Source organism: Segatella salivae DSM 15606 (assembly GCF_000185845.1).
GTDB classification, from domain to species: domain Bacteria; phylum Bacteroidota; class Bacteroidia; order Bacteroidales; family Bacteroidaceae; genus Prevotella; species Prevotella salivae.
Window position 1 is genome coordinate 2,314,663 of sequence record NZ_GL629647.1, and the last position, 26,109, is coordinate 2,340,771.

19 protein-coding genes are annotated in these 26,109 nt (G+C 42.6%); 14 read left to right on the forward strand and 5 right to left on the reverse strand.

The window, feature by feature from the left end; all coding sequences use genetic code 11:
- The first annotated feature begins 657 nt into the window (after positions 1-657).
- Positions 658-1,665, forward strand: coding sequence for an aspartate-semialdehyde dehydrogenase (locus HMPREF9420_RS09170; protein WP_007135356.1), 1,008 nt, complete (start codon positions 658-660; stop codon positions 1,663-1,665).
- 132 nt (positions 1,666-1,797) lie between these two features.
- Here the strand turns inward: HMPREF9420_RS09170 and HMPREF9420_RS09175 are convergent, their stop codons facing one another.
- Together HMPREF9420_RS09175 and ilvA are read right to left on the reverse strand one after the other, a co-directional pair.
- The gene (locus tag HMPREF9420_RS09175; protein ID WP_007135357.1) at positions 1,798-2,175 is read right to left on the reverse strand and encodes a RidA family protein; all 378 of its coding nucleotides are present in this window, start codon (positions 2,173-2,175) and stop codon (positions 1,798-1,800) included.
- Positions 2,176-2,180: 5 nt separating this feature from the next.
- On the reverse strand, positions 2,181-3,392 hold the full coding sequence (gene ilvA / locus HMPREF9420_RS09180; RefSeq protein WP_007135358.1) for a threonine ammonia-lyase: 1,212 nt from the start codon (positions 3,390-3,392) through the stop codon (positions 2,181-2,183).
- A 214-nt stretch (positions 3,393-3,606) separates the two neighbouring features.
- Here ilvA and HMPREF9420_RS09185 point away from each other — a divergent pair, with 214 nt between their 5' ends.
- The 4 genes from HMPREF9420_RS09185 to HMPREF9420_RS09200 all read left to right on the forward strand — a co-directional run bounded on the left by HMPREF9420_RS09185 (position 3,607) and on the right by HMPREF9420_RS09200 (position 9,209).
- A complete protein-coding gene (locus HMPREF9420_RS09185; protein ID WP_007135359.1) occupies positions 3,607-5,745 on the forward strand; it encodes a cation:proton antiporter in 2,139 nt (712 codons plus the stop codon).
- Between the two features lie 4 nt (positions 5,746-5,749).
- Entirely contained in the window at positions 5,750-6,409 is a 660-nt protein-coding gene (locus HMPREF9420_RS09190) for an ABC transporter ATP-binding protein (protein WP_007135360.1), read from the forward strand.
- Positions 6,410-6,902: 493 nt separating this feature from the next.
- Positions 6,903-8,255 carry a DUF6080 domain-containing protein gene (locus tag HMPREF9420_RS09195; RefSeq protein WP_007135361.1) on the forward strand — a complete coding sequence of 451 codons (1,353 nt, stop codon included), beginning with the start codon at positions 6,903-6,905 and terminating at the stop codon, positions 8,253-8,255.
- Positions 8,256-8,261: 6 nt separating this feature from the next.
- A complete protein-coding gene (locus HMPREF9420_RS09200) occupies positions 8,262-9,209 on the forward strand; it encodes a glycosyltransferase family 2 protein (RefSeq protein WP_007135362.1) in 948 nt (315 codons plus the stop codon).
- 133 nt (positions 9,210-9,342) lie between these two features.
- Here HMPREF9420_RS09200 and HMPREF9420_RS09205 read toward each other — a convergent pair whose 3' ends face one another.
- Positions 9,343-10,782, reverse strand: a complete 1,440-nt coding sequence (locus tag HMPREF9420_RS09205) for a lipopolysaccharide biosynthesis protein (RefSeq protein WP_007135363.1) — start codon at positions 10,780-10,782, stop codon at positions 9,343-9,345.
- Between the two features lie 72 nt (positions 10,783-10,854).
- Here HMPREF9420_RS09205 and HMPREF9420_RS09210 point away from each other — a divergent pair, with 72 nt between their 5' ends.
- The gene (locus tag HMPREF9420_RS09210) at positions 10,855-11,967 is read left to right on the forward strand and encodes a glycosyltransferase (RefSeq protein ID WP_007135364.1); all 1,113 of its coding nucleotides are present in this window, start codon (positions 10,855-10,857) and stop codon (positions 11,965-11,967) included.
- A gap of 341 nt (positions 11,968-12,308) precedes the next feature.
- Complete coding sequence (locus HMPREF9420_RS09215) at positions 12,309-12,866, forward strand: porin family protein (RefSeq protein WP_007135366.1); 558 nt, start codon at positions 12,309-12,311, stop codon at positions 12,864-12,866.
- A gap of 814 nt (positions 12,867-13,680) precedes the next feature.
- Here HMPREF9420_RS09215 and HMPREF9420_RS09220 read toward each other — a convergent pair.
- Together HMPREF9420_RS09220 and fldA are read right to left on the reverse strand one after the other, a co-directional pair.
- Positions 13,681-14,025 (reverse strand): DUF2023 family protein, encoded by a 345-nt coding sequence (locus tag HMPREF9420_RS09220; RefSeq protein WP_007135368.1) that lies wholly within the window; start codon positions 14,023-14,025, stop codon positions 13,681-13,683.
- An 11-nt stretch (positions 14,026-14,036) separates the two neighbouring features.
- Entirely contained in the window at positions 14,037-14,540 is a 504-nt protein-coding gene (gene fldA, locus HMPREF9420_RS09225; protein ID WP_044079203.1) for a flavodoxin FldA, read from the reverse strand.
- A 328-nt stretch (positions 14,541-14,868) separates the two neighbouring features.
- Here fldA and HMPREF9420_RS09230 point away from each other — a divergent pair, with 328 nt between their 5' ends.
- The 7 genes from HMPREF9420_RS09230 (at position 14,869) to HMPREF9420_RS09260 (ending at position 25,480) form a co-directional block, all read left to right on the forward strand.
- Positions 14,869-16,173: a hypothetical protein gene (locus HMPREF9420_RS09230; RefSeq protein WP_007135370.1), complete on the forward strand. Its 1,305-nt coding sequence runs from the start codon at positions 14,869-14,871 to the stop codon at positions 16,171-16,173.
- A gap of 85 nt (positions 16,174-16,258) precedes the next feature.
- Positions 16,259-17,458 (forward strand): imelysin family protein, encoded by a 1,200-nt coding sequence (locus HMPREF9420_RS09235; RefSeq protein WP_007135371.1) that lies wholly within the window; start codon positions 16,259-16,261, stop codon positions 17,456-17,458.
- Between the two features lie 109 nt (positions 17,459-17,567).
- On the forward strand, positions 17,568-19,325 hold the full coding sequence (locus HMPREF9420_RS09240) for a di-heme oxidoredictase family protein (protein ID WP_081457508.1): 1,758 nt from the start codon (positions 17,568-17,570) through the stop codon (positions 19,323-19,325).
- A gap of 235 nt (positions 19,326-19,560) precedes the next feature.
- Positions 19,561-20,667: an imelysin family protein gene (locus HMPREF9420_RS09245; RefSeq protein ID WP_007135373.1), complete on the forward strand. Its 1,107-nt coding sequence runs from the start codon at positions 19,561-19,563 to the stop codon at positions 20,665-20,667.
- A complete protein-coding gene (locus tag HMPREF9420_RS09250) occupies positions 20,660-22,936 on the forward strand; it encodes a cytochrome c biogenesis protein CcsA (RefSeq protein ID WP_007135374.1) in 2,277 nt (758 codons plus the stop codon). Before HMPREF9420_RS09245 ends, HMPREF9420_RS09250 begins: the two co-directional genes overlap by 8 nt.
- A 110-nt stretch (positions 22,937-23,046) precedes the next feature.
- Entirely contained in the window at positions 23,047-24,228 is a 1,182-nt protein-coding gene (locus HMPREF9420_RS09255; RefSeq protein ID WP_007135375.1) for a Rid family hydrolase, read from the forward strand.
- A gap of 52 nt (positions 24,229-24,280) precedes the next feature.
- A complete protein-coding gene (locus HMPREF9420_RS09260; protein ID WP_044078899.1) occupies positions 24,281-25,480 on the forward strand; it encodes a glycosyl hydrolase 53 family protein in 1,200 nt (399 codons plus the stop codon).
- The last annotated feature ends 629 nt before the right edge of the window (positions 25,481-26,109 follow it).

A 26,109-nucleotide genomic window follows, 5' to 3' on the forward strand; every position in this document is an offset into this window, starting at 1 on the left:
TTGTTTTACCATTAATGAGCAATAACATCACCACCCCAAAATAATCCCAAAATAACTTCCTCCATTTCAAAGAGTAACTACTCCCCTCCCTCTTCGGGGAGGGGCTGGGGGAGAGGCTTTGTTTGCTTTACACTATATTACCTTTAATTATCAACAACGCTACCCTCACAATTATTTCATCTCGCAACTCGGTACGAGTTGTGTCTTTGATAGCCCGGGGGTTGGCGAGGAACGAGCCTACCCCGGGTGAGTATTCGCAAGGAGATTCAACGCCGTAGGTGTTGAGCTTTTTCTGTAAAAGCATGGTTATAGTGAGGTAATTAATATCGGATTACGCTTAGAAAGCGTAACACCTATGGTGTTGAAACATTTATTTTATATTATTGTGAACGGCAATGCACGCATGAATAAATGCCAAATCACGCTAATAAACTTTACAAAATGGTTTGTTTTGCATATCATTTTATCAACGCTTATACCCAGATATGGAAGACGGGTTGACTTGTTTCACGAGGATTATACTATTAGATGAGAGGATGTTACTTTAGCTACAATTTCACACAAAGAGCCAAATTAAATCATCATATTGTAGGCTAAATTAGAAAATTATTATGTAAATTTGCAACATAGTATATTGAATTAAATTATAAATCGTAAATGAAAGTAGCAATAGTTGGCGCAAGTGGTGCTGTGGGACAAGAGTTTTTACGCATCCTTGCAGAAAGAAACTTCCCGATGGATGACTTGGTTTTGTTTGGTTCTACACGCAGTGCAGGTCGCAAATACACCTTCAAGGGGAAGGAATATGAGGTAAAACTGCTGCAGCATAATGATGATTTCAAAGATGTTGACATAGCCTTTACCTCGGCAGGTGGTAGTACTTCGGAGGAGTTTGCAGACACAATAACGAAATATGGCGCTGTAATGATAGACAATTCGAGTGCATTTCGTATGTGCGATGATGTGCCTTTGGTCGTTCCTGAGGTGAATGCTGCGGACGCGTTAGACTGCCCCCGTCGCATCATTGCTAATCCAAATTGCACTACTATCATGATGGTTGTGGTGTTGAAACCCATAGATCAGCTCAGTCATATACGCAAAATACATATCGCCAGCTATCAAAGTGCGAGCGGAGCAGGTGCAGCTGCGATGCAAGAACTTGAGAAACAGTATAAAGAACTTATCGAAGAAGGTGCTGTTAAGACTATAGATAAGTTTCCACATCAGTTGGCTTACAACGTCATTCCACAGATAGACAAGATGACTTCGAATGACTATACAAAGGAAGAGATGAAGATGTTCAACGAAACGCGTAAGATAATGCACAGCGATGTGCGTACAAGTGCAACGTGTGTACGTGTGAGTTCGCTTCGTTCTCACTCTGAAAGTGTGTGGTTTGAGACTGAAAAGCCATTGTCGGTTGACGAGATTCGCAAAGCGTTGGCAGCCGCTCCAGGAGTTACTTTGGTAGACGATCCGCAACATTATGTATATCCTATGCCATTAGAAAGTGCTGGAAAAGATAATATTTTCGTTGGTCGTGTGCGCAAAGACTTGGCAGATGACAATGGCAACACCTTATGGTTGACAGGCGATCAGATTAGAAAAGGCGCTGCATTAAACGCTGTTCAGATTGCAGAATACCTGGTAAAATCGAAAAAATAATAGAGAAATACGACAGAAAAAGGGTAAGAATGGCAAAAGACTACACTTGAGTTATTATTCAAGGAGCGTCTTTTGACTTTCTTACCCTTTAGTTGTTATGGTATTTTTCAACCTGTTCGGTTTCTTCTCTTCTTAGCCTTTATATGCTAAAACCTCTACTTCGACGAGAGCACCCTTAGGTAAATCTTTCACAGCAACAGCCGAACGAGCTGGGAAAGGCTGCTGGAAGAAGGTGGCATATACCTCATTCATTGCAGCGAAATCAGCCATGTTTGCCAAATAAACAGTGGTTTTTACCACGTGCGCAAGGTCAGTTCCGGCCTCTTCAAGAATGTTTTTAGCATTGGTAATGGCCTGCTTTGTCTGCTCTTTAATATCGCCTTCAACGAAGTTTCCCGTCGAAGGGTCGATAGGAATCTGGCCGGATGCAAAGATAAAACCATTGACTTCGATAGCTTGGCTATATGGACCTATAGCCGCAGGAGCGTTGTTTGTGTGAATCGTTTTCATATAAATTATTTTAAGTTTGGGTTATTAAATATTGCAAATCCTTTGTCTTCTAACGCCTTTATGATTGATTCTATGTGCTGTTGGTTCTTAGTTTCCATCGTCACACGCAACAAACAAGCGTTCACTTTCTTGCGGTTGGCCGAACGATCATGGTGCACTCCCGTCACATTTGCCCCCTTCTGAGCAATCACAGTGCATACATCGAGGAGCTTACCAGGCTGATCATCCAACTCAAGATCAAGCGTACAAAGGCGTCCACTCTTAACAAGTCCACGGTTAATCACGCGATTTAAGATGGTCACATCAATGTTTCCACCACTGACAATGCATACCGTTTTCTTTCCCTTTACAGGCACTTTGTTAAACATTACGGCTGCAACACTCGTAGCACCAGCACCTTCTGCCACCATCTTTTCACTTTCGATAAGTTTTAAAATGGCTGCACAAATCTCGTCTTCTGTAACAGTTACAATCTCATCTACATAGGAAGAACAGGTGTCAAACGTTAGTTTTCCCGGCTCCTTTACAGCGATTCCATCGGCTATAGTCGATACATTCGTAAGACGTTCTATCGTGTGATCATGTATACTATTGACCATACTTGGAGCGCCTTCTGCCTGTACTCCATAGATCTTTACATGTGGATTTAGGCTCTTAATAGCAAAGGCTACGCCCGAGATTAGACCTCCTCCACCGACTGGAACGACTACAGCGTCGAGGTCAGGAAGCTGTTCCAAGAGTTCAAGTCCTATCGTTCCTTGCCCTGCAATCACGTTCTCATCATCGAAGGGATGCACGAAACTGTAACCTCGTTCATCGCGTAATTGCAACGCCATTTGATAGGCGTCATCGTATACTCCGGGTACAAGCATCACATCAGCACCAAGCTTTCGTGTCGCTTCTACTTTCGAAATAGGCGCTCCTTCGGGTAGACAAATAAGACTCTTTACACCCATTGCAGTAGCTCCTAAGGCTACACCTTGGGCGTGATTGCCTGCAGAACAGGCGATGACTCCTTTTGCTTTCTCTTCTTCTGAAAGTTGAGAAATCTTGAAATATGCACCGCGAAGTTTGAAAGAACCAGTCAGTTGAAGACATTCTGGCTTTAGATATACGTCGACATCTGGGTTGATTTTCTTGGCATGTACAAGCTCTGTCTTACGCAAAACAGTGCTTAATACGTAACGAGCCTTATAAAATTGATCTAACTGTAACATGAAATTATGAGTTAACAAACATCATATTGCAAAGTTAACACATATTTGTGAAAAGCAAAAAAGGATGAGAATAAAAAAGTAGAAAAGGTTGATTACAGCATGGAAAGCCTGAGAACATGATGAGACTACATTTAACTTATGAGCGCATAAAACTCACTTTACCCGATATCAAGTGTGGTATTTTTCTTTTTTTTGTGTAACTTTGCCCAAGAATATGATACACCTTGCCCAATACTTTCCCATTACTGACCCCACACTTACATTCTTTGTGGTGTTACTGATAATCCTTCTTGCACCGATTATCATGGGAAAACTGCGCATCCCTCATATCATTGGGATGGTACTTGCGGGGGTAGTTGTCGGCAAATATGGCTTAAACATTCTCGTAAGGGATAACTCTTTTGAGCTCTTTGGACGTGTAGGTCTCTACTACATTATGTTCCTTGCAGCCCTCGAAATGGATATGGAGAGCATCCGAAAGAATAGGAATCGTTTGCTCATTTTTGCCTTATTGACTTTCACCGTGCCTTTACTGCTGACCTACTTTATGGGGATTCATCTGCTCAATTACGGCATTACAGCTTCTCTTTTGTTAGGTTGTATCATGGCAAGTAATACACTTGTCGCTTACCCTATCGTCAGTCGGTATGGTCTTCAGCGTAAACCCAGCGTCACATTAAGTGTGGGTTCGAGCATCATTTCATTGATTTTCTCCCTTATTATGTTAGCAGCCATCGTCGCATCTAATAAAGGTGAGGGAAGCATTGGCTTTTGGTTGTTCTTTGTTTCAAAGTTCGTTATCTATTGTGCAGCTGCTATTTTCCTGCTGCCTCGCCTCACTCGATGGTTTCTTCGACGTTATAGTGACGCCGTAATGCAGTTTATTTTCGTCCTGGCTTCACTCTTTTTGTGCGCTGCTTTGAGTGCTGCCATCGGATTAGAAGGCATCTTTGGCGCCTTTCTTTCAGGCTTAATCCTCAACCGATACATCCCTTCTGTCTCACCATTAAAGAACAGATTGGAGTTTATTGGCAATGCCGTTTTCATCCCATACTTCTTGATTGGTGTCGGAATGCTTATCAACGTGCGACTCCTTTTCACTGGCGGTGGCATCCTTTGGGCCGTTATCTGTATCACGCTTTTTGGCACATTGGGAAAAGCAATCGCGGCATACGCAGCATGTTTTGGCTTTAGAATGCCAATAAGTTCAGGCCACATGATGTTTGGAATGACGTCGGCTCATGCGGCAGGAGCCATTGCTATGGTGATGGTTGGCATGAATTTGTTAGGCGAAGACGGCGCCCCTTTGGTCAGTGCACAAATGCTTAATGCCGTCATTGTTATGATTTTGTTCACTTGTATCATATCAAGTGTCATCACAGAACAGTCTGCTCAGCGCATCATTCTACGTGATAAAGAGTTGCCGGTAGAGGCACATCGTAAGGCAAACGACCAGCGAATACTCGTCCCAGTGAAGTATCCTGAGTACGCAGAACGACTCATGAACATGGCTATTCTCATGCTAAACCGAAAGCAAACACGAGGGCTTGTCGCCCTGAATGTAGTCTATGATGGAGAGCATATGCACCGAAACATGGAACAAGGAAACCGACTTCTCGAACAGATGACACAGTATTGTGCTGGTTCTGACATACAGATTCAAACGCAAACTCGCATTGCTGCCAACATCGCTAACGGCATTAAACATGCCTTTAAAGAGTTCCAAGCCACCGAGATTCTTATCGGAATGCACACTCATAAGGAAGTATCCACGAAGTTTTGGGGCGAGTTTCATCAGAGCTTATTTAACGGATTGAACCAACAAATCACGATGGCTCGTCTCGCACAACCACTCAACACGATTCGCAGAATCCAAGTAGCGGTGCCCTCACGCGCTGAATTTGAGCCCGGATTCTACCGCTGGTTAGAACGCTTGTCGCGTATAGCGGGTAACTTAGAGTGCCGCATTCAGTTCCACGGACGCACCGAAACGCTTTCCTTAGTGAATGAATATATCAAGAATCGACACCCGCAAGTGCGTGCCGATTACAGCAATATGGACCATTGGAACGAGCTTCCTAAGCTGGCAAATGATGTGGCCGACGACCATCTTTTCGTCATTGTGACTGCTCGAAAGGGTACCGTTTCTTACAAAAATGCATTAGAATATCTGCCCGATGAAGTCCAACGCTATTTCAATGGCAAGAACTTGGTCATCATTTTCCCCGATCAATACGGCGATCAAGAAGTCATGACATACTCTCAATCGCAACATACGGAGGAACGAAGTGCATGGGAATCGCTCGCAAGATGGATTGACAAGCGTCGCAAAATGTTATCTAAAAACAAATAAAACAATGATTGACATCAAAAATATCACAAAGAGTTTCGGTAATCTTCAAGTGCTAAAAGACATCAACTTGCATATTAACAAAGGCGAAGTCGTTAGTATTGTCGGACCATCGGGAGCCGGAAAAACGACTCTTCTGCAGATTATTGGCACCTTGGATAAACCGGATTCTGGTACAATCTGCCTTGATGGAATCGATGTAAACAAGCTATCAACGCGCAAACTCAGCGATTTTCGCAACCAACATATAGGCTTTGTGTTCCAATTTCACCAGCTTCTTCCTGAGTTTACTGCCTTAGAAAATATCATGATTCCAGCCTATATCGCCGGTAAAAGCAATAGTGAGGCGAAACAACGTGCCTTGGAATTGCTTGAGTTTATGGGGCTTTCAGACCGTGCAAACCATAAACCTGCCGAACTTTCTGGTGGAGAAAAGCAGCGCGTTGCTGTGGCTCGAGCTCTCGTTAACAAGCCCGCTGTCATCTTAGCTGACGAACCTTCGGGCAGTCTTGATAGCAAAAACAAGGCTGAACTGCATCAACTTTTCTTCGATTTACGTGATAAATTCGGCCAAACTTTCGTCATTGTAACCCATGATGAGGGCTTAGCGGCAATCACAGACCGCACCATTCACATGAAAGATGGTGAGATTTTAGGAGACGAATAAAAGCGATACTGCCGGTGGAATGGTTTTGTGTATGAATAGAACAGGCCATTGTCAGCTCCAAAAAAGAATGATTAGAAGGGATGTTTTTATATGGTTTGTCGCCTGCTAATCAATACTTTACAGGTCATTCTAATAGACATCAAGATACATTTCGTGCCCCATTCTCCTGCCTTTATCACGGAAGAATAAGGTGGGAGAAATCACCTCACCTCATCATTTGCATCATTTCACCCAATGATTTGACGCAAACGACCGGGTAATTTGACGCATTTCACGCGGTGAAATGACGGAGATTACGCGACGAAATGGGGCAAATCATGGAATGGTATTCTTGGGATGACAAAAGCTCTCCTCGCATTTTATGTCATTCATCCATTTTACTGACAATTGCTTATCACTCTATCTGCTTTATGATGAGGCTGCGTTTTGTCCACCTATCATGCCGAAATATGATAAATTATGCGTACATTTGCAGTTATAACAACCGCAAACGATGAGAAATCCACTATGCCTATTCAGCATCAGAAAAGACGAACGATGGCCTGCTTTGGTCGTCTTTCTCTATTTGATTGGCTTAAACGCCCTTGCTATTTCACAGCACTTTGAGGCGTTTACTCATGCACTTAAGGGCGGATATTATATGCATTTTATGAAGGATTTCGGCCTTTCGGGCTACGATCCCTTTACATATATCACGCTCTCTGAATGGCGTCCACTTTATAGTTTGGAGCGACATCCGTTGCTTTCTGCCTTCATCTATCCCCTCACACAAGTCAATCAATGGCTCATGGGGCTAACAGGCATGAACTGTGCCGTGTTTATTTGGGCAGCCGTACTCATCATTTTATCGCTTTATTCCACATTATTTCTATTCAGAATCTTACGCGAAATAGTGGGCATTGGCTATCGAGATAGCTTGTTACTCACGGCATTCTTTCTAACGTTTGCACACATTATGGTCGCTGTTGTGGCGCCCGATCACTTTGCTTTATCGTTGTTTTTCTTGCTGTTTACACTCTATGTTGCCGGTAAAGCGATGTGTGAGCGTCGACCATTAGCGGCATGGAAAACCGCCATTTTGCTCTTTTTATCCACTGGAGTGACAACAACCAACTGCGTAAAGATAGGACTTGCAGCGTGGTTTGCCAATGGAAAGCGTTTTTTTAGCCCTAAATCGTTTGCCATTTCCATAGTGTTGCCGATGTTGTTATTGGGCATTTCCTACATGGCTTTTAACGAATGGGTGCAGAAACCCGAACAACAGCGACGCACACACACGGTGAATGAGCGACTGAAAAAAGATGCAACGTTTCGTAAAACCTATGCAGAGCAGGCCGAAAAGAACAGACATCTTCAAGCCAATGCTATCACTAAGGGAGACTCTTTCCGTTGGACTGACACACAATTATCACGTGGTCACAGCATCATTGAAAACCTTTTTGGCGAGTCTTTCATGCTTCACGAAGACCATTTGCTGCAAGATGTCAATAAAGAACGCCCTATTTTCGTGACCTATCATAACAAATGGTGTTATGTTGTCAGTGTAGTGATGATGTTGTTCCTTGCAGGTGGCCTTGTCACGGCCTTTCGGTTGCGCTTCATGCAACTCTGTTTATCGTGGTTTGGGCTTGATATGGTGTTGCACTTAGTGCTTGGTTTTGGACTGAACGAAGTCTATATCATGGCTGCCCACTGGGCTTTCATCTTGCCTATTGCCGCAGCCTATCTGCTGAAACGCCTGCAATGGCCTTCTCTACAAAGGGCTTTGCGCGTTCTGCTCCTATTGATTTGCGTCTTCATGTTGGTTCATAATGGGCAGCTTTTCATTCATTTCATGTTACACTAACAGCCTATGAAAGTTTCAATTCTCGTTCCTGTTTATGCTGTTGAGGCCTATATCGCCGAATGTGCACAGTCACTTTTTGGGCAGGATTATCGTGATTTAGAGTATATTTTTGTAGATGATTGTTCGCCCGATAATAGCATTTCGGTGTTGAAAGCGGTGCTGACTGCATTCCCAGAGCGGGCAAATCAGGTGAAGATTGTACGCCACGAACAGAACAAAGGGGTAGGGGCTGCGCGGCAAACTGCATTTGAGCATGCCACAGGTGAAGCCATTATGCACGCCGATAGTGATGATATCATGCCGTCACATGCCGTGTCTGCTCTTGTCGAAACCATGCAAACAGGAAACTATGACATAGTAACTGGCGCATATACCACGTATGAAAACCATAGTGAAGGGGCTGTAAATCTTCCCCCAACTATGCCTCGTGAGCGTTATGTTAGCCTGTTGTTGTGTCAAAATAAGGTGAAAAACAACCTGTGGGCACGCCTATATCGTCGTGCTTTTTTATTGGAACAAGGCATTGATTTCAAGTCGGGCATCAACTATTGTGAGGACTATACGGTCATCGCCCGTGCCTTTTTTACAGCTCGTTTCACGACAACTGATGTCCCCGTTTATGGCTATCGGATAGACAATATCACTTCCTACACCCACCAAATCTCACGTCGTAGTCTCATCTCTATGGTCAAAGCAAATGCTGTTGTGATTGACTTCTACAGACGAAATGATGTGGAAGGACGCTATCATCAGGCCCTCGACATGGGCTTGTTAAACATGTATCGTGATGCAATGAGAAATGGAATGCGGGCCAACGAGATAGCAACCTACTGCTCTTTCAAGCCATTGAAGCGTAGAAACAGAATGTTTTTACAGGCCATGACCACATGGCTTCCCTTGAAGATTAGCGACATATTGTATCGCGTTTACAGAAAGATGTGGGAGTGGTGTTAAGGAAATGACCGATTGAAGACGATGATTTCTCATCATAGGATGATGCACATCTACTCCTGTTTTATGGCAAACGAAACTTCAATAATGTATGTTTAGCCTATCGTTTCTTTTGATTTGAAAGGCATGATAGCGGTTATTTGCGTTTCTTTTTCAGCCAGACGATAGTCTCTTCCAATATTTCCATGTGTAACATCTTAGTCACTCCTATATATAATAAGGTGGCAACGACGATGCGAGTAAGCAGTAACAAGAGTAAGGAAGAAATGAAAGCAGTGGCAAAATAGGTGAGAATCATTACGCCAGCAGCTACAAACATCGTTGGCACTACATCCTTGATGACTTCCCATAAGCGTATTCCGATGATGCGATGAGCGGCATATTGCCACACCAAAAGCCATACAATCGTGAACAATGTATAGAACATCACCATGGCATTGATTCCTAAACGATAGCAGAAAGCAATGATTGCAAGTTGCAAGATGATTTGAATCACGTTGCAACGCATATATATATCAGAGCGTCCATTGCTTAAAGCTACATTCTGATACATGGTATAAAACGGCACGAAAGCACCGCCAATGCAAAGCATTTGCAATAGAGGAATGGCGTCAATCCATTTTTCTTTGATGGTGATGAGAATGAATTCGCGTGACACAATGGCTAAGCCGAACATGGCAGGGAACGATAAAAAGGCCGTGAAACGCATCATCTTGCGAAACACTCTGACTTCTCTTCCGCGCTCTTCATTTACAGAAGCCAACACGGGTTGAGCCACTTGACCGACTGCATTGGCTACAAACGAGTTGGCCATTGTGTTCCATTTGTTGGCTTGGGAATAGTCTCCGACGACCTTTAAGGGGTAAAGTCCACCGAAAATCAAGGTTAATATGTTATTGCTTACAGTGTTAACGATGTTTGTAATGAGTACTTTCACACTGAAGTTAAACATGCGTTTGACGGGCTCGAACGTGAAATGGAAGGATGGATGCCATGAAACGAAGTAATAACGACCAAGATTCAACACCGCAATATAAATGATTTGTTGCCATGCCAAGCTCCAATAGGAGAAGCCTAAAAAGGCTAACGTGATGGAAACTCCACCCGAACAAACGAGCGCTATGGCGCCAACGATGGCGAGTTCTCTATTCATCATGTTCTTCGTCATATAGGCATTGTGGGCTATTCCGAATGAAGATATGACGAAACTCAAGAAGACAAAGCGCGCAAGCTTTGTCATATTAGGGTCATGAACGTATGTCGCGATGAGCGGAGAAGCAAAGAAAAGCACCGCGTAAATGCCGAAACTGGAGAGAATATTGAACCAAAAGACAGAATTATAATCGCTGGCTTGCGGCGACTTTAGATTCACTAAGCCTTGTGAAAAGCCACTGCTTTGCAGGTTACCTGCTATCAACGTGAAGATGTTTAGCACGCCAACAATGCCATATTCAGCTGGACCGATGAGTCGTCCGAGTGAGATTCCAATGACTAAGTTAAGTAATTGCGTCGTGCCACTATTCATTGCACCCCAGAAAAGCCCTTTAATGGTCTTCTCTTTCAAGTTCTCTGCCATTTTAATTTCGTTTTAATCGCAAAATTACGACTATTTGATTGAAGTTCAAAAGAAAAGCATTAATTTTGCAATATGCATCGAAAGATAGTCTTTCATATTATCTCTCACCTCGATGTTGGAGGCGCAGAACGGGTTGCAATCAATATCGCTGAGTCGCCAACGGAAGGCATAACGTATCATGTTGTGGAACTCATTAGGGCGCATAGTGACTTTACAGACGTGCTCATAAAGGAGCTTCGAGACCACAATATCACTTATCATAGGGGCTGGATTCCTGAGATTCATTTCCACTATCTATTCGAACGACTGGCTGCTTTGACCTTTCCGTTGTGGTTCTTATGGCTCTTTTTGAAATATAAACCACAGGTTTTACACAGTCATACCGAGATGCCCGACCTGTCAATCTATTGTTTTTTCTGTTTGTTTCCATGGGCATTAAAGCGTTGTAAGATTGTAAGAACGATTCATAACACCCGACTTTGGACGGGCATGCAACGCACAGGACGGCGCATAGAAGCCTTTTTCATTCGGCAAAATGCCAATATTGCTATTTCAGAAGCCGTCAAATCAAATTATCAAGCGCATTATCATGACAGCCCACCTATTATATATAATGGTGTGGCTCCCGTCAAACAGCAACCTTATTCCCAGCTAAAAACCGGGAAAATCAATATTCTTTTCGCCGGAAGATTTGAGGAACAAAAGGGCATTGACACGCTGATTGAGATTATAAAAAGCCAAAAAGACAGTGCCATCTATCATTTTCATGTCATTGGCGGAGGCTCATTGGCGTCATTGTTAACGGCCGAATTGGGTGGGTTTACTCATGTTTCGATTCGCGAACCCCTATTTAATTTGGCCTCATATCTGGCTTCTTTCGACTTCCTTCTTATGCCTTCGCGCCATGAAGGGTTAAGTATTCTTGCATTGGAAGCTAATTTCAACGGACTGCCCGCTATCATAAATGCGTGTCCGGGACTGCATGAAACACTGCCAAATGACTGGCCTCTGCGTGTGGAACATAACGATTTAAACACCTATTTGCACCTGTTTAACGATGTGTTGCCCGTCATCAATCGACATGAACTACAGACAATCGCACGACAATTTGCTGAAAAACATTTTTCAATGTGTAGCATGCGTGAAGGTTATGAGAGGCTTTATGCGCAAGCCTTCAAGGCATAAAAGGGAAGAATGTAATACACTTTTGCTCATAAACAATAGGGATAAGAAAGATGCTTTCATGGATAAGATAAAAAACTTTGTGTGAGAAAAGATTACAAAAAGAATGGAAAACGAAGCGCATATCGTTGTTATGATTTCATCACCAAATACGTATCATTTATGAACGAAATAGAACTCATAAAGTAAAGAAAATGAGAGCATAATGAAAAATAAGTGAAAAAAACTTTGAAGTTATGTTTTTAAACCATATCTTTGCAAACGTAATCAGGACTAAAATATTAAAAAACTCACTGCTTTTACAGTGAAAAGATTATCAAATATAAATTTAAAAAGGTAAAATTATGAAGAAGATTGTATTGGCAGCTGTTATGTTGCTCTCATCTGTTTCTATGTTTGCACAACAAGACGTTGGTTCACTGACTATCCAACCTAAGGTAGGTTTCAACATTTCTAACGTCACAAAGACGCATGGTGACACAAGAATTGGTTTGGCAGCTGGTGCAGAAGCTGAATATCAATTAGGCGATATCTACTCTATTGCAGTAGGACTTCTCTACTCAAGTCAGGGTAATAAGCAGACAGTTGACTTGCCTGTTTTAGGTAAAGCTTCTGTAACTTGGGCGCCAAGCTACTTGAACATTCCTGTAGTTGCTAACGTTTATGTAGTTAAAAACCTTGCAGTTAAGCTCGGTGTTCAGCCAGGTTTCTGCGTTGCTAAAGACAAATTAAAAGCAAATACCTTTGATCTTTCTATCCCAGTTGGTTTATCTTACGAGTACAAGGACTTCGTTCTTGATGGTCGTTACAACTTCGGTGTAACAAATATTGCCAAAGGTGTTAACACAAAGAACAGCGTATTCCAGATTACATTAGGTTATAAGTTACCTATGAGCCGGTAATTACACAAAAAAATAAAAGAGTAAAAGGAGGCCGATGCTTTGGTAAAAGCGGGCTCCTTTTACTCTTTTTCGTTTATTAGAAAGTGTGAATCTCAACATGAATCTTAGCTTCTGAAGCCTTCATCTCATAGGAAACATAACATGATGTAAGCTCCGGTGGGAAAACAGATGATATGGAAAACACTATTATTTTGTAAACTTTATATCCCGTTTTTTAACACTTCACGACCTCACCAAATAGAGAAAAGAGAGCCGTTTGTGGGAGGAAATAAGTTAAGAAAAAGCTTGTTAACACATGAAAAACAGCAGTTAATAATGCCAGATAGCACATTTTGCATCACGAAACCTATCAAAACTCAGCAGCATTTGCCCCATATCACCTTGTAATCTGCGTCATTTTAGCCTTTTGTTTGCGTCATATCACAGTGGAAAATTATGAAAAAAGGAGGCTAATGAACCCCAAAGCGTCATAAGATATTGGTAGTCATAGCACTATGAAAGATGCAAAATATGCGCGTATTTCCATCAAAGCATAAAACAATTTGATTTTATCGCCGTTATTTTTTCAGCTTTGTTGAATTATATGATAATTCATTTTTCCCCTTACTTCCTTTCATTTGGCATTATAAAACGAAAAAAGAGTTGTCTCGCGACAACCCTTTTACTTTTATACAAAAACATTATGAAATCTATGTAGCGAACAAGATTATTCTTATTGATAATGGTAATTAATATCTTGTATGACGGCCTTGTCGGGCTTTCTCAAGTTGACAAGCGCTATCGTTACTATAGTCTTTTGAAATAAACAAGGCGCTTAGGCCTTGCGTTTGCAATAGCGTTCGCACTGACTGCATAGGTCATAACCGAGCAATGTGCCGAGAATGAAGTCCTCTTCGGGCGTGAGTTTATTGAGTGGACGGCCTGCAAACGTTCGCAAAGCATCCATACATTCCTTCCTTCCGAAGAACAGATTAATGCGTCTATTGCCTACAGGCTGGATGAGATAATCAATCCCTTGGCGCTCAAGTTTACCGATTGCTTGCTGTTGATAGCGTTCAGGAAAGGTGTAAAGAACCATGTTTCTAACACCTTTCTTATATTGATAGATGTGCTCAGAAAGCACTCTTAAGTCAGTCGGTACAGCCTCAGTCTGTAGCATTTTCTGTTGAATTAAAGTTCAGGTTGAATCTCTTTAACCCATGCATCGATTCTTTCGTCGGTCTTATCATCCTCATTTACCTCATCAAGAGCGAGTCCAACGAAGTGATCATCAACAACAGCTTCAGAGTCATCATAGGTGTAACCATCTGTAGAAACCTGGCCAACGACCTTGGCACCTGCCTCTTTTACGGCATTGAAAAGCTCGTTCATACCGCTACAGAAGGTATCACTGTAGCTCTCAGAATCACCACAACCAAAGATGGCTACAGTCTTTCCACTGAGTCCTGCCTCTTTTATTGTCTTCACACCATCAAACCAATCGTCCTGCATATCACCTGCTCCCCAAGTTGAAGTGCCAAGAATGAAGTTTTGATAAGCACCAAGCTGATCAGCAGATACTTTAGAAACATCAAATACGTCAGCGCTGTCTACACCGAGTTTAGAAGCAATACGAGAAGCCAGGTCTTGGCATGTACCGGTTGATGAACCGTAAATCACACAAGTTTTATTCATTTTTAATTCCTTTCTTTGATTATGCCCGAGAGCATTTTTGAGTTTAATATGTTTCGGTTGCAAAAGTAATTGCTTTTTGAATGCCATGCAATACCTAAAAAGAATGAAAAACACGATTTGATATTTTCACTATTTTTAGGTATTGAATACACTCGTATTATTTCATAACTTTGCAGTCGAATAAGTGCAGTGGTAATTGTTTTCCCGGATTATTCATAAAGAAGAGAATTCCGTTTTTCGGCATTTTTCTGATTCTTGAGACTGGGTTCACAATTAGATAGTCTGCACTTTTCATTATAAAAGGAACAGAAACATTAATAGAAGATAAATGAAAAGTTGTAAGTTTCGACTAATGGCAGGTGTGCTTTTAGCAGGATTAACATTGCAATCCCATGCACAAGTCAACGCCATTGATTCCGTAATGAACCACGTAAAAGGTAACAAGCTAAGCGTAGGAGGCTATGGTGAGGTAGGCTATACACGCGAGTTCTTCAGTGATAACCCTTATAAATACAGCCAAGCTGCTAAATATAAGAAGGATCCGAGTCATGGAAAGTTTGATATTCCCCATGCAGTAATCTACTTAGGTTACGACTTTGGCAAGGGCTGGACTATGGGAACAGAGATTGAATTTGAGCATGGTGGCAGCGGAAGTGCCTATGAAAAGGAGTACGAAGAAAGTGGAGAATGGGAACACGAGGTAGAGAAAGGCGGAGAAGTAGAGTTAGAACAGTTTTGGATTCAAAAGAGTTTCTCTCGCATGTTCAATCTACGTGCCGGCCATATCGTTGTACCTATTGGCTTGACTAATGCTTATCATGAGCCACTTAACTTCTTTACAGTTTATCGTCCAGAGGGAGAAGCAACAATACTTCCTTGTACTTGGCACCAGACGGGTATTAGTTTGTGGGGTCATGTAGGTCGGGATTGGAAGTATCAACTACAATTCTTGGCTGGATTGAATGCCTTAAGTTTTAGTCGTGACAATTGGATTCAGAAGGGAGCAAGCTCTGCTTTCGAGTTTGAACCAGCCAATAAATATGCTGTTGCCCTACGTATTGACAACTATTCTATACCAGGTTTGCGCCTCGGTGTAAGCGGATATTATGGTCATAGCATTGATAACTCATTGGGTCGCGATGCAAATGGTAAAGCATCTAAACTCAAAGGTGCCGTTTCTATCGGCTCTATTGACTTCACATTCAATCGTTTCAATTGGATAGTTCGTGGTAGTTTTGACTATGGACACTTAGGAGATGCAGAACATGTACAGCTACTTCCAGGAAGACAAACCAAGATTTCTCCATTCAATCCAGACCCCGTTAGCAAGACAGCTATGGCTACTGGTATTGAAGCCGGTTGGGATTTGTTCTCTCAAATCGCTAAACTTCGTCAAGATCAACAGCACTTTTACCTCTTCGGTCGTTACGAATATTACAATTCTTACAAGGCAAGTGGCACACAACTGAGATATCCTTATACCGAAAAGAATCGCATAGCATTTGGTTTCAACTATTATCCAATCAAACAAATCGTAGTGAAAGGCGAATACTCTCACCGCTTCTTGAAGAGTGCTTACAATAATGAGCCATCGGTTTCTCTTGGAGTTGCCTACGAAGGTTTCTTCCTTTAAGGATGAGAAAAGATAAGAATCATAAAGTAGGTATATACCTATTTAAATAAGAATAACAAGGAATCTTAACTTAAAATAAAAACAAATGAAGAAAATTTTCAAGTATGCCATGCTATTTGCCATGGCTTGTTCACTGACTACGAGCATGACTTCATGCAGTAGTGACGATGATGTTAAACCGTCAGGAGAGCTTAGTGCGGGCGACAAGTACCTTCAACAAGTACTCAGTAGCTATGTAGACAACACCGTAAACCCTACATATAAGGCGTTAGCTGACGAGAGTGAGAAGCTCTATAAAGAGTTAGAAGCCCTTCAACCGGGTTCAATCACACAGCAACAAGTAAATGATGTGTGCAAGACTTTCCTCGAAGCACGTGGTAACTACGAGCGTAGTGAGGCCTTCTTGCTTGGTGCTGCTTCTCACTTCCTTATCGACCCACACATCGATTCATGGCCTCTCGATTTGCAATCACTTTATAACTATATCAAGGCTGATAAGAAATACAAGATCGATGACCAAAGTATTCTCGGCTTCCATGGCATAGAATTCATCCTCTTCCGCGATGGACAACCTCGTAAAGCAGCTGAATTGAATGGACATGATACCTATAATGCTGGTACAAACAACTTCACTATCTTCACTGGAGCGCAAGAACTTGAGTATGCAAAAGCCGTAGCTGAAGACCTACGTAATAGCGTTTATCGTCTTGAATGCTCATGGAATGAGGATGCAACTAAGGCACATAAGGATGTTCTTGACGAGTTGGAAACGAGCTATACTACCGATAAAGGCAACTCGTATGGCTATGAAATGAAGCATGCCGGCGACCCAGTTAACAGCCAATATGCAACAGTTAAAATCGCTGTTAGCTCAGTATTGAGTGGTGATCACAGTGCTGCTGGTATTGCAGATGAGGTTGGTAATACCAAGATTAATAACCCATTCTCTGGTAAAGACGAAAGTTATATCGAGTCACCTTATAGCTATAACTCTCTAACTGACTTCCAAAACAACATCCATAGCATTGAAAACGTATGGTATGGTGGCGTACAAGGCAAGCGCAGTGAATATAGTTTCAGCAACTATTTCAAGAAGTATGATGCAGCAACTGGTAAGCGTGTTGAAGACGCTATAACCAATGCATTGAAGCAAATCGCTGCAATCAAGGCACCATTCGTTAAGAATATCAAGGATCCTCAGTGCGCAAATGCAATCAAAGCATGTCAAGAACTGAACGATGCACTTACTGCTGCCTCTGACTTTATAGGCAAAAACAATAAGTAAACGATAGTTCTGCCGAGGCAGACGCTAAGTAATATGGACATGAAGGAGCCTTTTCTTCATGCCCGTGTTTATCGCTTTATAACGTAATATGCGTAAAACAAAAATATTTATGATAATGAAAATGAATTTCGGAAGGCTTTTTCTGCTTGGCACAATGGCTTTAGCGGTAACGGCTTGTAGCGAAGATGATAGTGCTAAGCCTTACAACCCAAATGATAATGTCGGTAAAAATATAGGCAACTTTACTTCAGCTGAGTGGTATCCTGGAGGCGAAAAGGGAACTACTTCGAATGAAGAGGGCTGTTATAGTAACCCATCTCCCGAGATAGAAGAAGCTGGATTATCCCAGACTTTCAAGCGCGGTGAAACCTTCTTTGAGCACAATTACACCTACTTTACACGTCCTTATGCGGGCTTAGGTCCTGCTTATGTGCGTTCAGGTTGTGAGTATTGTCACCCTTCTTACGGTCATGGCAAGCGCCAAAACAAGTATAATGCCGACCAAATGGGTAACGGATATCTGCTTGTTATCTATCATCCAACGGCAGGAACCGACCCTGATGGGGTGCAATATGCAGCCAATTCATACATCCGTCAGGTAACGGGTATGCCACAAACTAAGGCAATGTATCCATTCAAAGCACCTGTTGATGAGCGTGGAATCCACATGCAATGGAAGACGCTTTCAGGCACTATGCCTTCTGGTTTGTCTGCAACTCAATTCCCTGATGGCGAGAAATTTGAGTTATCTTATCCTGAAGTAACCATCGAACAGAGTGCTTTCAACACCAATCCTAAGCCTACCAACTATGAGGTACGCCTTGAATCTACGATTGGTATGTATGGTTCTGGCTTGCTTGATGCCATTGATCAAGACTCAATGAAGGTGCAGTATGCACGTGAAGCAGCCAATCCCCACGTGAAACTCAACCCTGGTATGTGGGACACTGCAGCCCAAGATTGGGCCGCTTCAGCATGGTATAAGCTGGCAGATGGCACAAAACGCATCAAGAAGTTTACCTATGCGATGACTCGTGCGGCTCTACTTGACGGCCCAGGTGTCAATGCTATTTGGAACATTACCAACGTAACACGCAGTGATCGCCGCTATCTCTACACCACACCTGCATGGGCTAAGGCCATGAGTGAAGACGAAAGTGTTATCAAAGAGATACAAGAGCAGGGCCAAAATCCGTCATCTTTGCTTCATCCTTACTATGGAGATGGCACCAAAGCAGGTATAAAGAAGTTGGTAAATGACTTGTTAAGTCTCAACACTCCTACCGAAGCAAACAAACAAAAGTATAAACAATACTTCGTAGATATGGCACCTTGGAACGGACAAGACGAGATGCAAGACGAAGATTACTATGCTTTTTCGGTATGGCATAAGGGACTTGGTGTGCCACAGGCCCGTAACCTCGACTCAAAAGAGGTGCAACGAGGAAAAGAACTGTTCTATCAAATGGGCTGTACTGCCTGCCATCGTCCTTCATGGACTATCAAAAAAGACAACAGTTGGGTAGATCCTATCAGCCGTAGATATGCTTCTATAGGCCATGGCCTACCAGATTATAGTGGCACTACTATCTGGCCATACACCGATTTGGTACAACATCGCCTCTTCATGGTTAATGATATCCGCACAGGATGGTGCAGAACAACACCTCTTTGGGGTCGCGGCTTGTCGACACAAGAGACAGGTGAGGGCTCAAGATTACACGATTGTCGCGCTCATAACGTAATAGAGGCTATCATGTGGCATGCATATAGCAAGCAGAGTGATGCCTACTTTGCCGCTGAAAAGTTCTATAAATTGAAGAAAGCCGATAGAGATGCTGTCGTAGCTTTCATCAATGCAATTTAATATTACCCACACTCGACTCCTCCCCAAGGGTGGGGAGGGCGAGTGGAGTAGAGCTAATGGTGATGCAATACATAATTCATTAGCTGTCAACTCGTTATAAACAAGATTCTGAAATGTGCCATTTTGCAGTGCTAAATGCGTCATTTTATCCTGTAATATGCACCATTTCGCGTTGTAAAGTGACACATTTTAGATTCTTATCTCATAGGTATTATACATTAATCTGTTTTTCTTCATGATTCAACTACATTTCAAACCTCTCACATTTGCATTGTTATTTCTTTCCATTATCCTCTCTTCGTGTAGCGAAAAGGGTGGAGATGATGGTCAGCAAAGCAACAAACTATCCCTCGAACAGGTAATAACGAACGATATAGATGGTGTCATTCGCGCGCAATATAAAGTGTTGGCAACGAACACTTCAACCTTTTATGAGGCTCTATCTGCACTTGAAACGTCGACAATGACGCAAGAGCAGTTGGAGAAAGTGTGCCAACTATTTCTCAAAGCTCGTGGAGATTATGAGAAGAGCGAAGCCTTCTTTTTTGGTGCCAACGCCCACTTCACGGTGGATGCTGACATTAACTCGTGGCCGTTAGACCGCGTTCGGTTCCAACAACTCATGCAAAGCAATGACCCACTTGACGATAGTGAGCGTTGGGCTTCAGGCATTGTGGGCTGGCATGGCATTGAATATGTTATCTTTAGAGACGGAAAACCACGCCCTGTTGCAGACATAACGGCTCGTGAACTCAAGTATGCCAAGACCTTATCTGCCAATCTTCGACTGCGTTGTTACCAGCTTTATTGCGGATGGAATGCCAGTGCCGGTACCGAGTTTACAGCCATTCTTGATGCTGCAAACCTATCCTATCGTGCGCCAAAAGGAGCCGATTATCGCGACTATTTCCTTGCCGTTTACACGCCACAACGGGCAGCTCAGGTCATACTTACAGGCGATAATGGCATGATGGGGCTATCGGATGAGATGGCAAGGACTAAGTTTGGCGACCCGTTTGAACATCAAGATGCCGACTATATTGAGTCACCTTATAGTCACACTTCATTGGAAGACCTTCGCGATAACTTGCAAAGCATTCGTAGTTTATGGTTTGGTAATGACAACAATGCCTTCGATGCATGGTTTAATGTGCGTAATCCGGCAATCTCAAAAGCCGTGAGAGAGGCGTTCGATAAAACGCTTCAAGCCATCAATGCTGTGCCCGAACCATTTGTAAAGCATTATAATGACCCGACCATTAAACAGGCTATAGCGGCTTTAGACAATCTAAGTAAACAGCTTGAACAAGCAAACGACTTTATACAACAACATAATGATTAAGAAAATAACATTCGTTTTCTATGTAGTTTTGATTGTAGTGATGGCAGCGGCCACCATTATTGAGCATCTTAATTCGACGCCCTTTGTTTCGCAATATATATATGGTGCGTGGTGGTTTAGCCTGCTTTGGGCTCTTCTTGTGGCTGTAGGTGTGGTCTATATTGCCAAATCTCATCTCCGGAAATGGAATCTTTTATTACTTCATTTGTCGATGATAGTCATCCTTGTTGGAGCCTTTTTAACCCATACAACAGGTTTTAAGGGGATGATACACCTAAGGGGTGACCAGCCAACTAACGTCTATACAGAAATGGTTTCCATGTCAGAATCGCGTACACATCGACTGCCTTTTTCGGTTCGTTTGGACCATTTCGACATACAATATCACGACGGAACACAAGCTGCTTCGGATTATATGACTCACTTTGTCATAACAGATGGCGAGACAATTACACGTGCAACCGTGTCGATGAATAAGGTATTTTACTACCATGGTACACGTTTCTACCAAGCGAGTTATGACACAGATAACCGCGGAAGTTACCTCAGTGTGAATAGTGATCCCTATGGACTTCCGGTCACATATACGGGTTATGGTCTGCTGTTCTTTTCGCTTTTATGGCTTCTTGTCGATGCAAAAGGAACATTTAGAAAGTTGCTTCGCAGTCCGGTGCTTAAGAAATCATTAGCCACTTTGTTGCTAATCTTTGGATTTTCAACAGCCATTCATGCGGCCGAAGAATCTATTTCAGCCCCTGTAGTGGCTCAACCCGTAGCCGAAAAGTTTGGAGATCTCTATATCAACTATAACGAACGAATCTGTCCTTTGCAGACTTTCGCCTTAGATTTTGTGAAGAAAATCTATGGCAAACGAAGCTATAAAGGCGCTGATGCCACTCAAATCTTGATGAGTTGGATATTCTTTGGCGATGCGTGGAATCGTGAACCTATCGTGCAAATCAAGAGTAAAGAGATGCGCGAAACATTCGGATTACCCGAATATACGAATGTAAAGGCATTCTTTCAAAATGGAGAATACGTCCTGGGTCAATATGCTTATGACTATCAACAAGGTCAACAGGACGCACTACACAAGGCTTGTTATGACATGGATAATAAGCTTCAAGTCATCATGTCGCTGCAAAAGGGAACGCCACTTGCCCTATTTCCGCACACGTTTCGACATGGAAAGACGCAATGGTTCTCGCCATTTGAGCAGTATCCTAAGCAGCTTCCGAAGAATGATATCCTGTTAATCAAGAGCTACTTTCCTGCACTCTACCAAGCCGTTGCAGCGAATGATGAGGCCAATGCTATTCAACTCATTGAGCAACTTCGTAGCTATCAGCAGCACAATGCAGGCGAATCGCTCCCTACTGACATGCAGTTTAAGGCAGAGAAATGCTACAATAACATTCCTTTTTCCACTCTACTTTTCATCTTAAACCTATGTCTTGGATTCTTCACTATGGGCTTAGTGATTCGCCGATTGACTTCCTCCAAGACGCAACTTCTTGGGCTTCGTCCGTCAATACTTCACGGATTGCTCATCCTTTTGCTTGTCATCTCATTCTCAGTGCTAACATTTGCGCTGGCCTTACGATGGATAATAAGCGACAATATCCCTTTAAGCAATGGCTATGAGTCCATGCTTTCCGTTGCGTGGTTTAGCATGTTGATCACTATAGTGATGGCTTTTGCTATGCGTTCTCTGCGACTTCTCATCATCACCTTTGGCTTTTTACTCAGTGGTTTCTTTCTTTTGGTGAGCCATATCGGTCAAATGGACCCCGCAATCGGCCATATTATGCCCGTGTTGAATAGCCCATTACTGAGTATTCACGTGAGTATCATCATGATGAGTTACGCACTTTTGGCCCTAACCTTTATCTGCGGACTCACTGCTTTGATTCTTTCCGCGTTACAACGCATGCGTGGTTGTCCCCAAACAGGACTGGAACAGTCTACGGCTTTAATGACTTTGAGTCGCATTTTCCTTTATCCTGCCATGACAACGCTGGGACTTGGCATCTTCATTGGTGCCATTTGGGCCAACATTAGCTGGGGAAACTACTGGTCATGGGACCCAAAAGAGACGTGGGCGCTTATCACTTTTATGGTTTATGCGGTGCTTCTTCACTTGCAAAGTGTACCTGCTTTGCGCACGCCTAAATACTATCACATCTATACAACGATAGCTTTCTTGACGATAGTCATAACATATTTCGGCGTAAACTATGTGTTGGGAGGCATGCACAGCTATGCTTAAATGAGGCCTTTTCGCCTTTTTCTTACGAAGAGATGAGGCAAAATTAAGGGTGAAAGCACTTGCGTGATAATGAGAATACAAACCAAATAGAGAATAATTAATAATAGCTTATGATACAGAAAAATACTCAAGAGGAGTATTCTAACCTCACTTCTCCACGCACTTCAAGCCTGCCTATGCTCATTTCTGAGGGTCCAAGCGAGGCCTTTCGCACCAAGATAAATGATGAAGCCTCTTTTATCATCCATGCATCCGACCCAAATGCTGCCTTCACGACACAGCTTCAAGAAGTCATTTCGCGTTATAATGAACTGAGAAATCAGTTGATGCCCGGCGCTGAAGCCGTCATGAAACGTTACTTTCTCAGTGATGCTGCCAATCAAGAAGACGAGGTTTATGCCACCGATGAATGTGATTGTGCGCTCTCTGTGATTCAACAGCCACCATTAGATGGTACAAAAGTGGCGCTATGGGTATATGTTTTAAAAGGCATAAAGAATCAAAACTGCGCCCAAGGGGTGTCTCGTGTGACGCACGGAGCATACGAATATCTTTGGATTGCAGGTGAAACCATCTCTTCATCCAACTCAAAATATCAAACAACTCGATTGCTTGAAGACTATGTGATGCGTCTGATAGAGAACGAATGTACGTTGAAAGACAACTGTGTTCGCACCTGGTTTTTCGTCAACGACATTGATAACAACTATGAAGGTGTCGTGAAAGCACGCAATGAAGTGTTTGTAACTCAAGACCTAACTGCCAATACACACTACATATCGAGTACTGGAATAGGAGGTAGAGTGGCTGATTCGAAGGTGTCAGTATGTATGGATGCCTACGCCATTAAAGGTCTTTTGCCCAACCAAATGACTTTTCTCTACGCGCTTGATCACATGAATCGCACGAGCGAATATGGCGTAAGCTTCGAAAGAGCGACGCAAATCGACTACGGAGATCGCCGACATGTCTTCGTGTCGGGCACTGCAAGTATAGACAATAAGGGACAGGTGGTCTATCCGCATGATATCAAACGTCAGGTAAAACGCATGTGGGAGAATGTTGATGCCATACTCGATGAGGCCGAAATGCACTTTGATGATATCGCCTTTGCCCTCGTTTATCTGCGTGACCCAGCTGATTATGCAGTGGTTTCTACGATGTTTCATGAGCAATTCCCTCATACTCCTTATGTCCTTCTCCATGCTCCCGTGTGCCGACCAGGCTGGCTTATTGAGATGGAATGTATGGCAGTGAAGGCTAACCACGATGAAAGATTTCCGAATTTCTAAGGCTTTTATCAGTTTTTTTGTATCTTTGCATCCGAAAAAAACAAACAAAATAATGAAAAAACTGATACGAACAACTGTCCTTTTAGCATTTACATTGCTAACCATTACTACTGCTTGTGGCAGTAATGAAATTGCACCAGAGAAGAAACCAACACAGAAACCCAACACAACGCCTATCGAAGAAGGGGTGAAATACGTAGGGGGTGACATCTCACTGCTACCGAAATATGAACAAGCGCATGCCATTTATAAAGACAAAGGAACGCCAACGAGTCCGCTTGCACTATTTAAGAAGGCTAGCTGGAACACCATGCGACTTCGTCTTTTCGTAAATCCTGCCGACTATCAAGGTGAAGATCGCGATGCAAACGCATGCCAAGATCTCGCTTATATCTTGCCTTTGGCGAAACAAATCAAGGCTGCTGGCTTCAAGATTCTACTCGATTTTCATTACTCTGACACGTGGGCTGACCCCGGAAAACAATGGACTCCGAAGGCTTGGGCAAGTCTAAATGATGCACAATTAGCTGCAAAAATCAAGACCTATACAGCGGAGGTGTTGAAGAAAATGAATGAAAACGGCGTTTCACCAGAGTTGATTCAGACGGGAAATGAAATCAGTTATGGAATGCTTTGGGGAGTAAACAAGGCATCAGCAAAGGTTTGTTACCCCACATCTCCACAGGAAAATTGGGCTCGTTTCACACAACTCTTGCGGGCAGCAACCACAGCTTGTAGAGAGGTTTGCCCCAAAGCAAAAATCATTTTGCATACCGAGCGCGTGTCAACTTCCCAACAACACGACAACGCTAATTATCAAGCATTGATGAATTTCTATCAACAGATGCAGTTAGCCAAGATAGATTACGACGTCATTGGCTTGAGTTATTATCCTTATTTCCATGGTTCAATGAACGAACTCGACGCTGCTATATCGCGCTTAGAGCAGGCTTTTGCGAACAAAAACATTATGCTTGTTGAAACGGGTTACCCTTATAAGTGGGGTGTTGGAGGTTCAACTTTCGACTATTCTAGCCAATATCCTTACTCACTTCAAGGCCAACAACGTTTCACTTCAGACCTCATCACTATGCTAAAGGGCCATAAACATGTGACAGGTTTATTCTGGTGGTGGCCTGAATTTAATGCGTTTAATACACAAATGAGCAATTGGTACAATGCACCTCTATTCGATAGTGAGAGTGGAGAGGCTACACCTGCCTTGTATGAACTAAAGAAATTCGCAGAATAACAATACATATGATTCGTTTCCTCCATACAAAACCTTGTGTGAGGAAACGAATCTTGTGCTATGTTTAACGCTCATGCATGATGTAAATGATGTGGGATATCAGCAAAAAAGTCCATACTATAGCTAATATAGCATCTTTTATTATCTTCTTTTTCCGCTTTTCTTCGTCTTCAATTTTTTTGTCTTCAATGAACAGACTGCAAAGCGTTGTGATGAGGGCCAAGGCAAAAATAATGGCTGAAATAATATAATGAGTCATTTTTTAGTTACGATTTAGATTACACTTCTTTGTTAATTGTAGTGCAAATGTAGGTAAATTTACGCATAAAACCTCATGTCTGTTGCTTTATTATGAGTTCTGTTGCACAATGACGCGCGTTACTTTTATTCATCAAAAGCCTTTCTTAGTGCGTTTTAAGCCTTGAAATGTTTAGGTAAGTGCAGGGCGAAAATGAAAGGATTTTTGGCGAAGTGCAATGATAATCCACTATGCCAACAGCACAGAATCAAATCCTTCATCAGCTATTTTGTGTAATTCCATGGCGGGATAGTGATTGGTTCACACCGCGATATGCCTCATTTTATCGTGTAATCTCCGTCATTTCATCGCCTGAAATGCGTCAAATCAC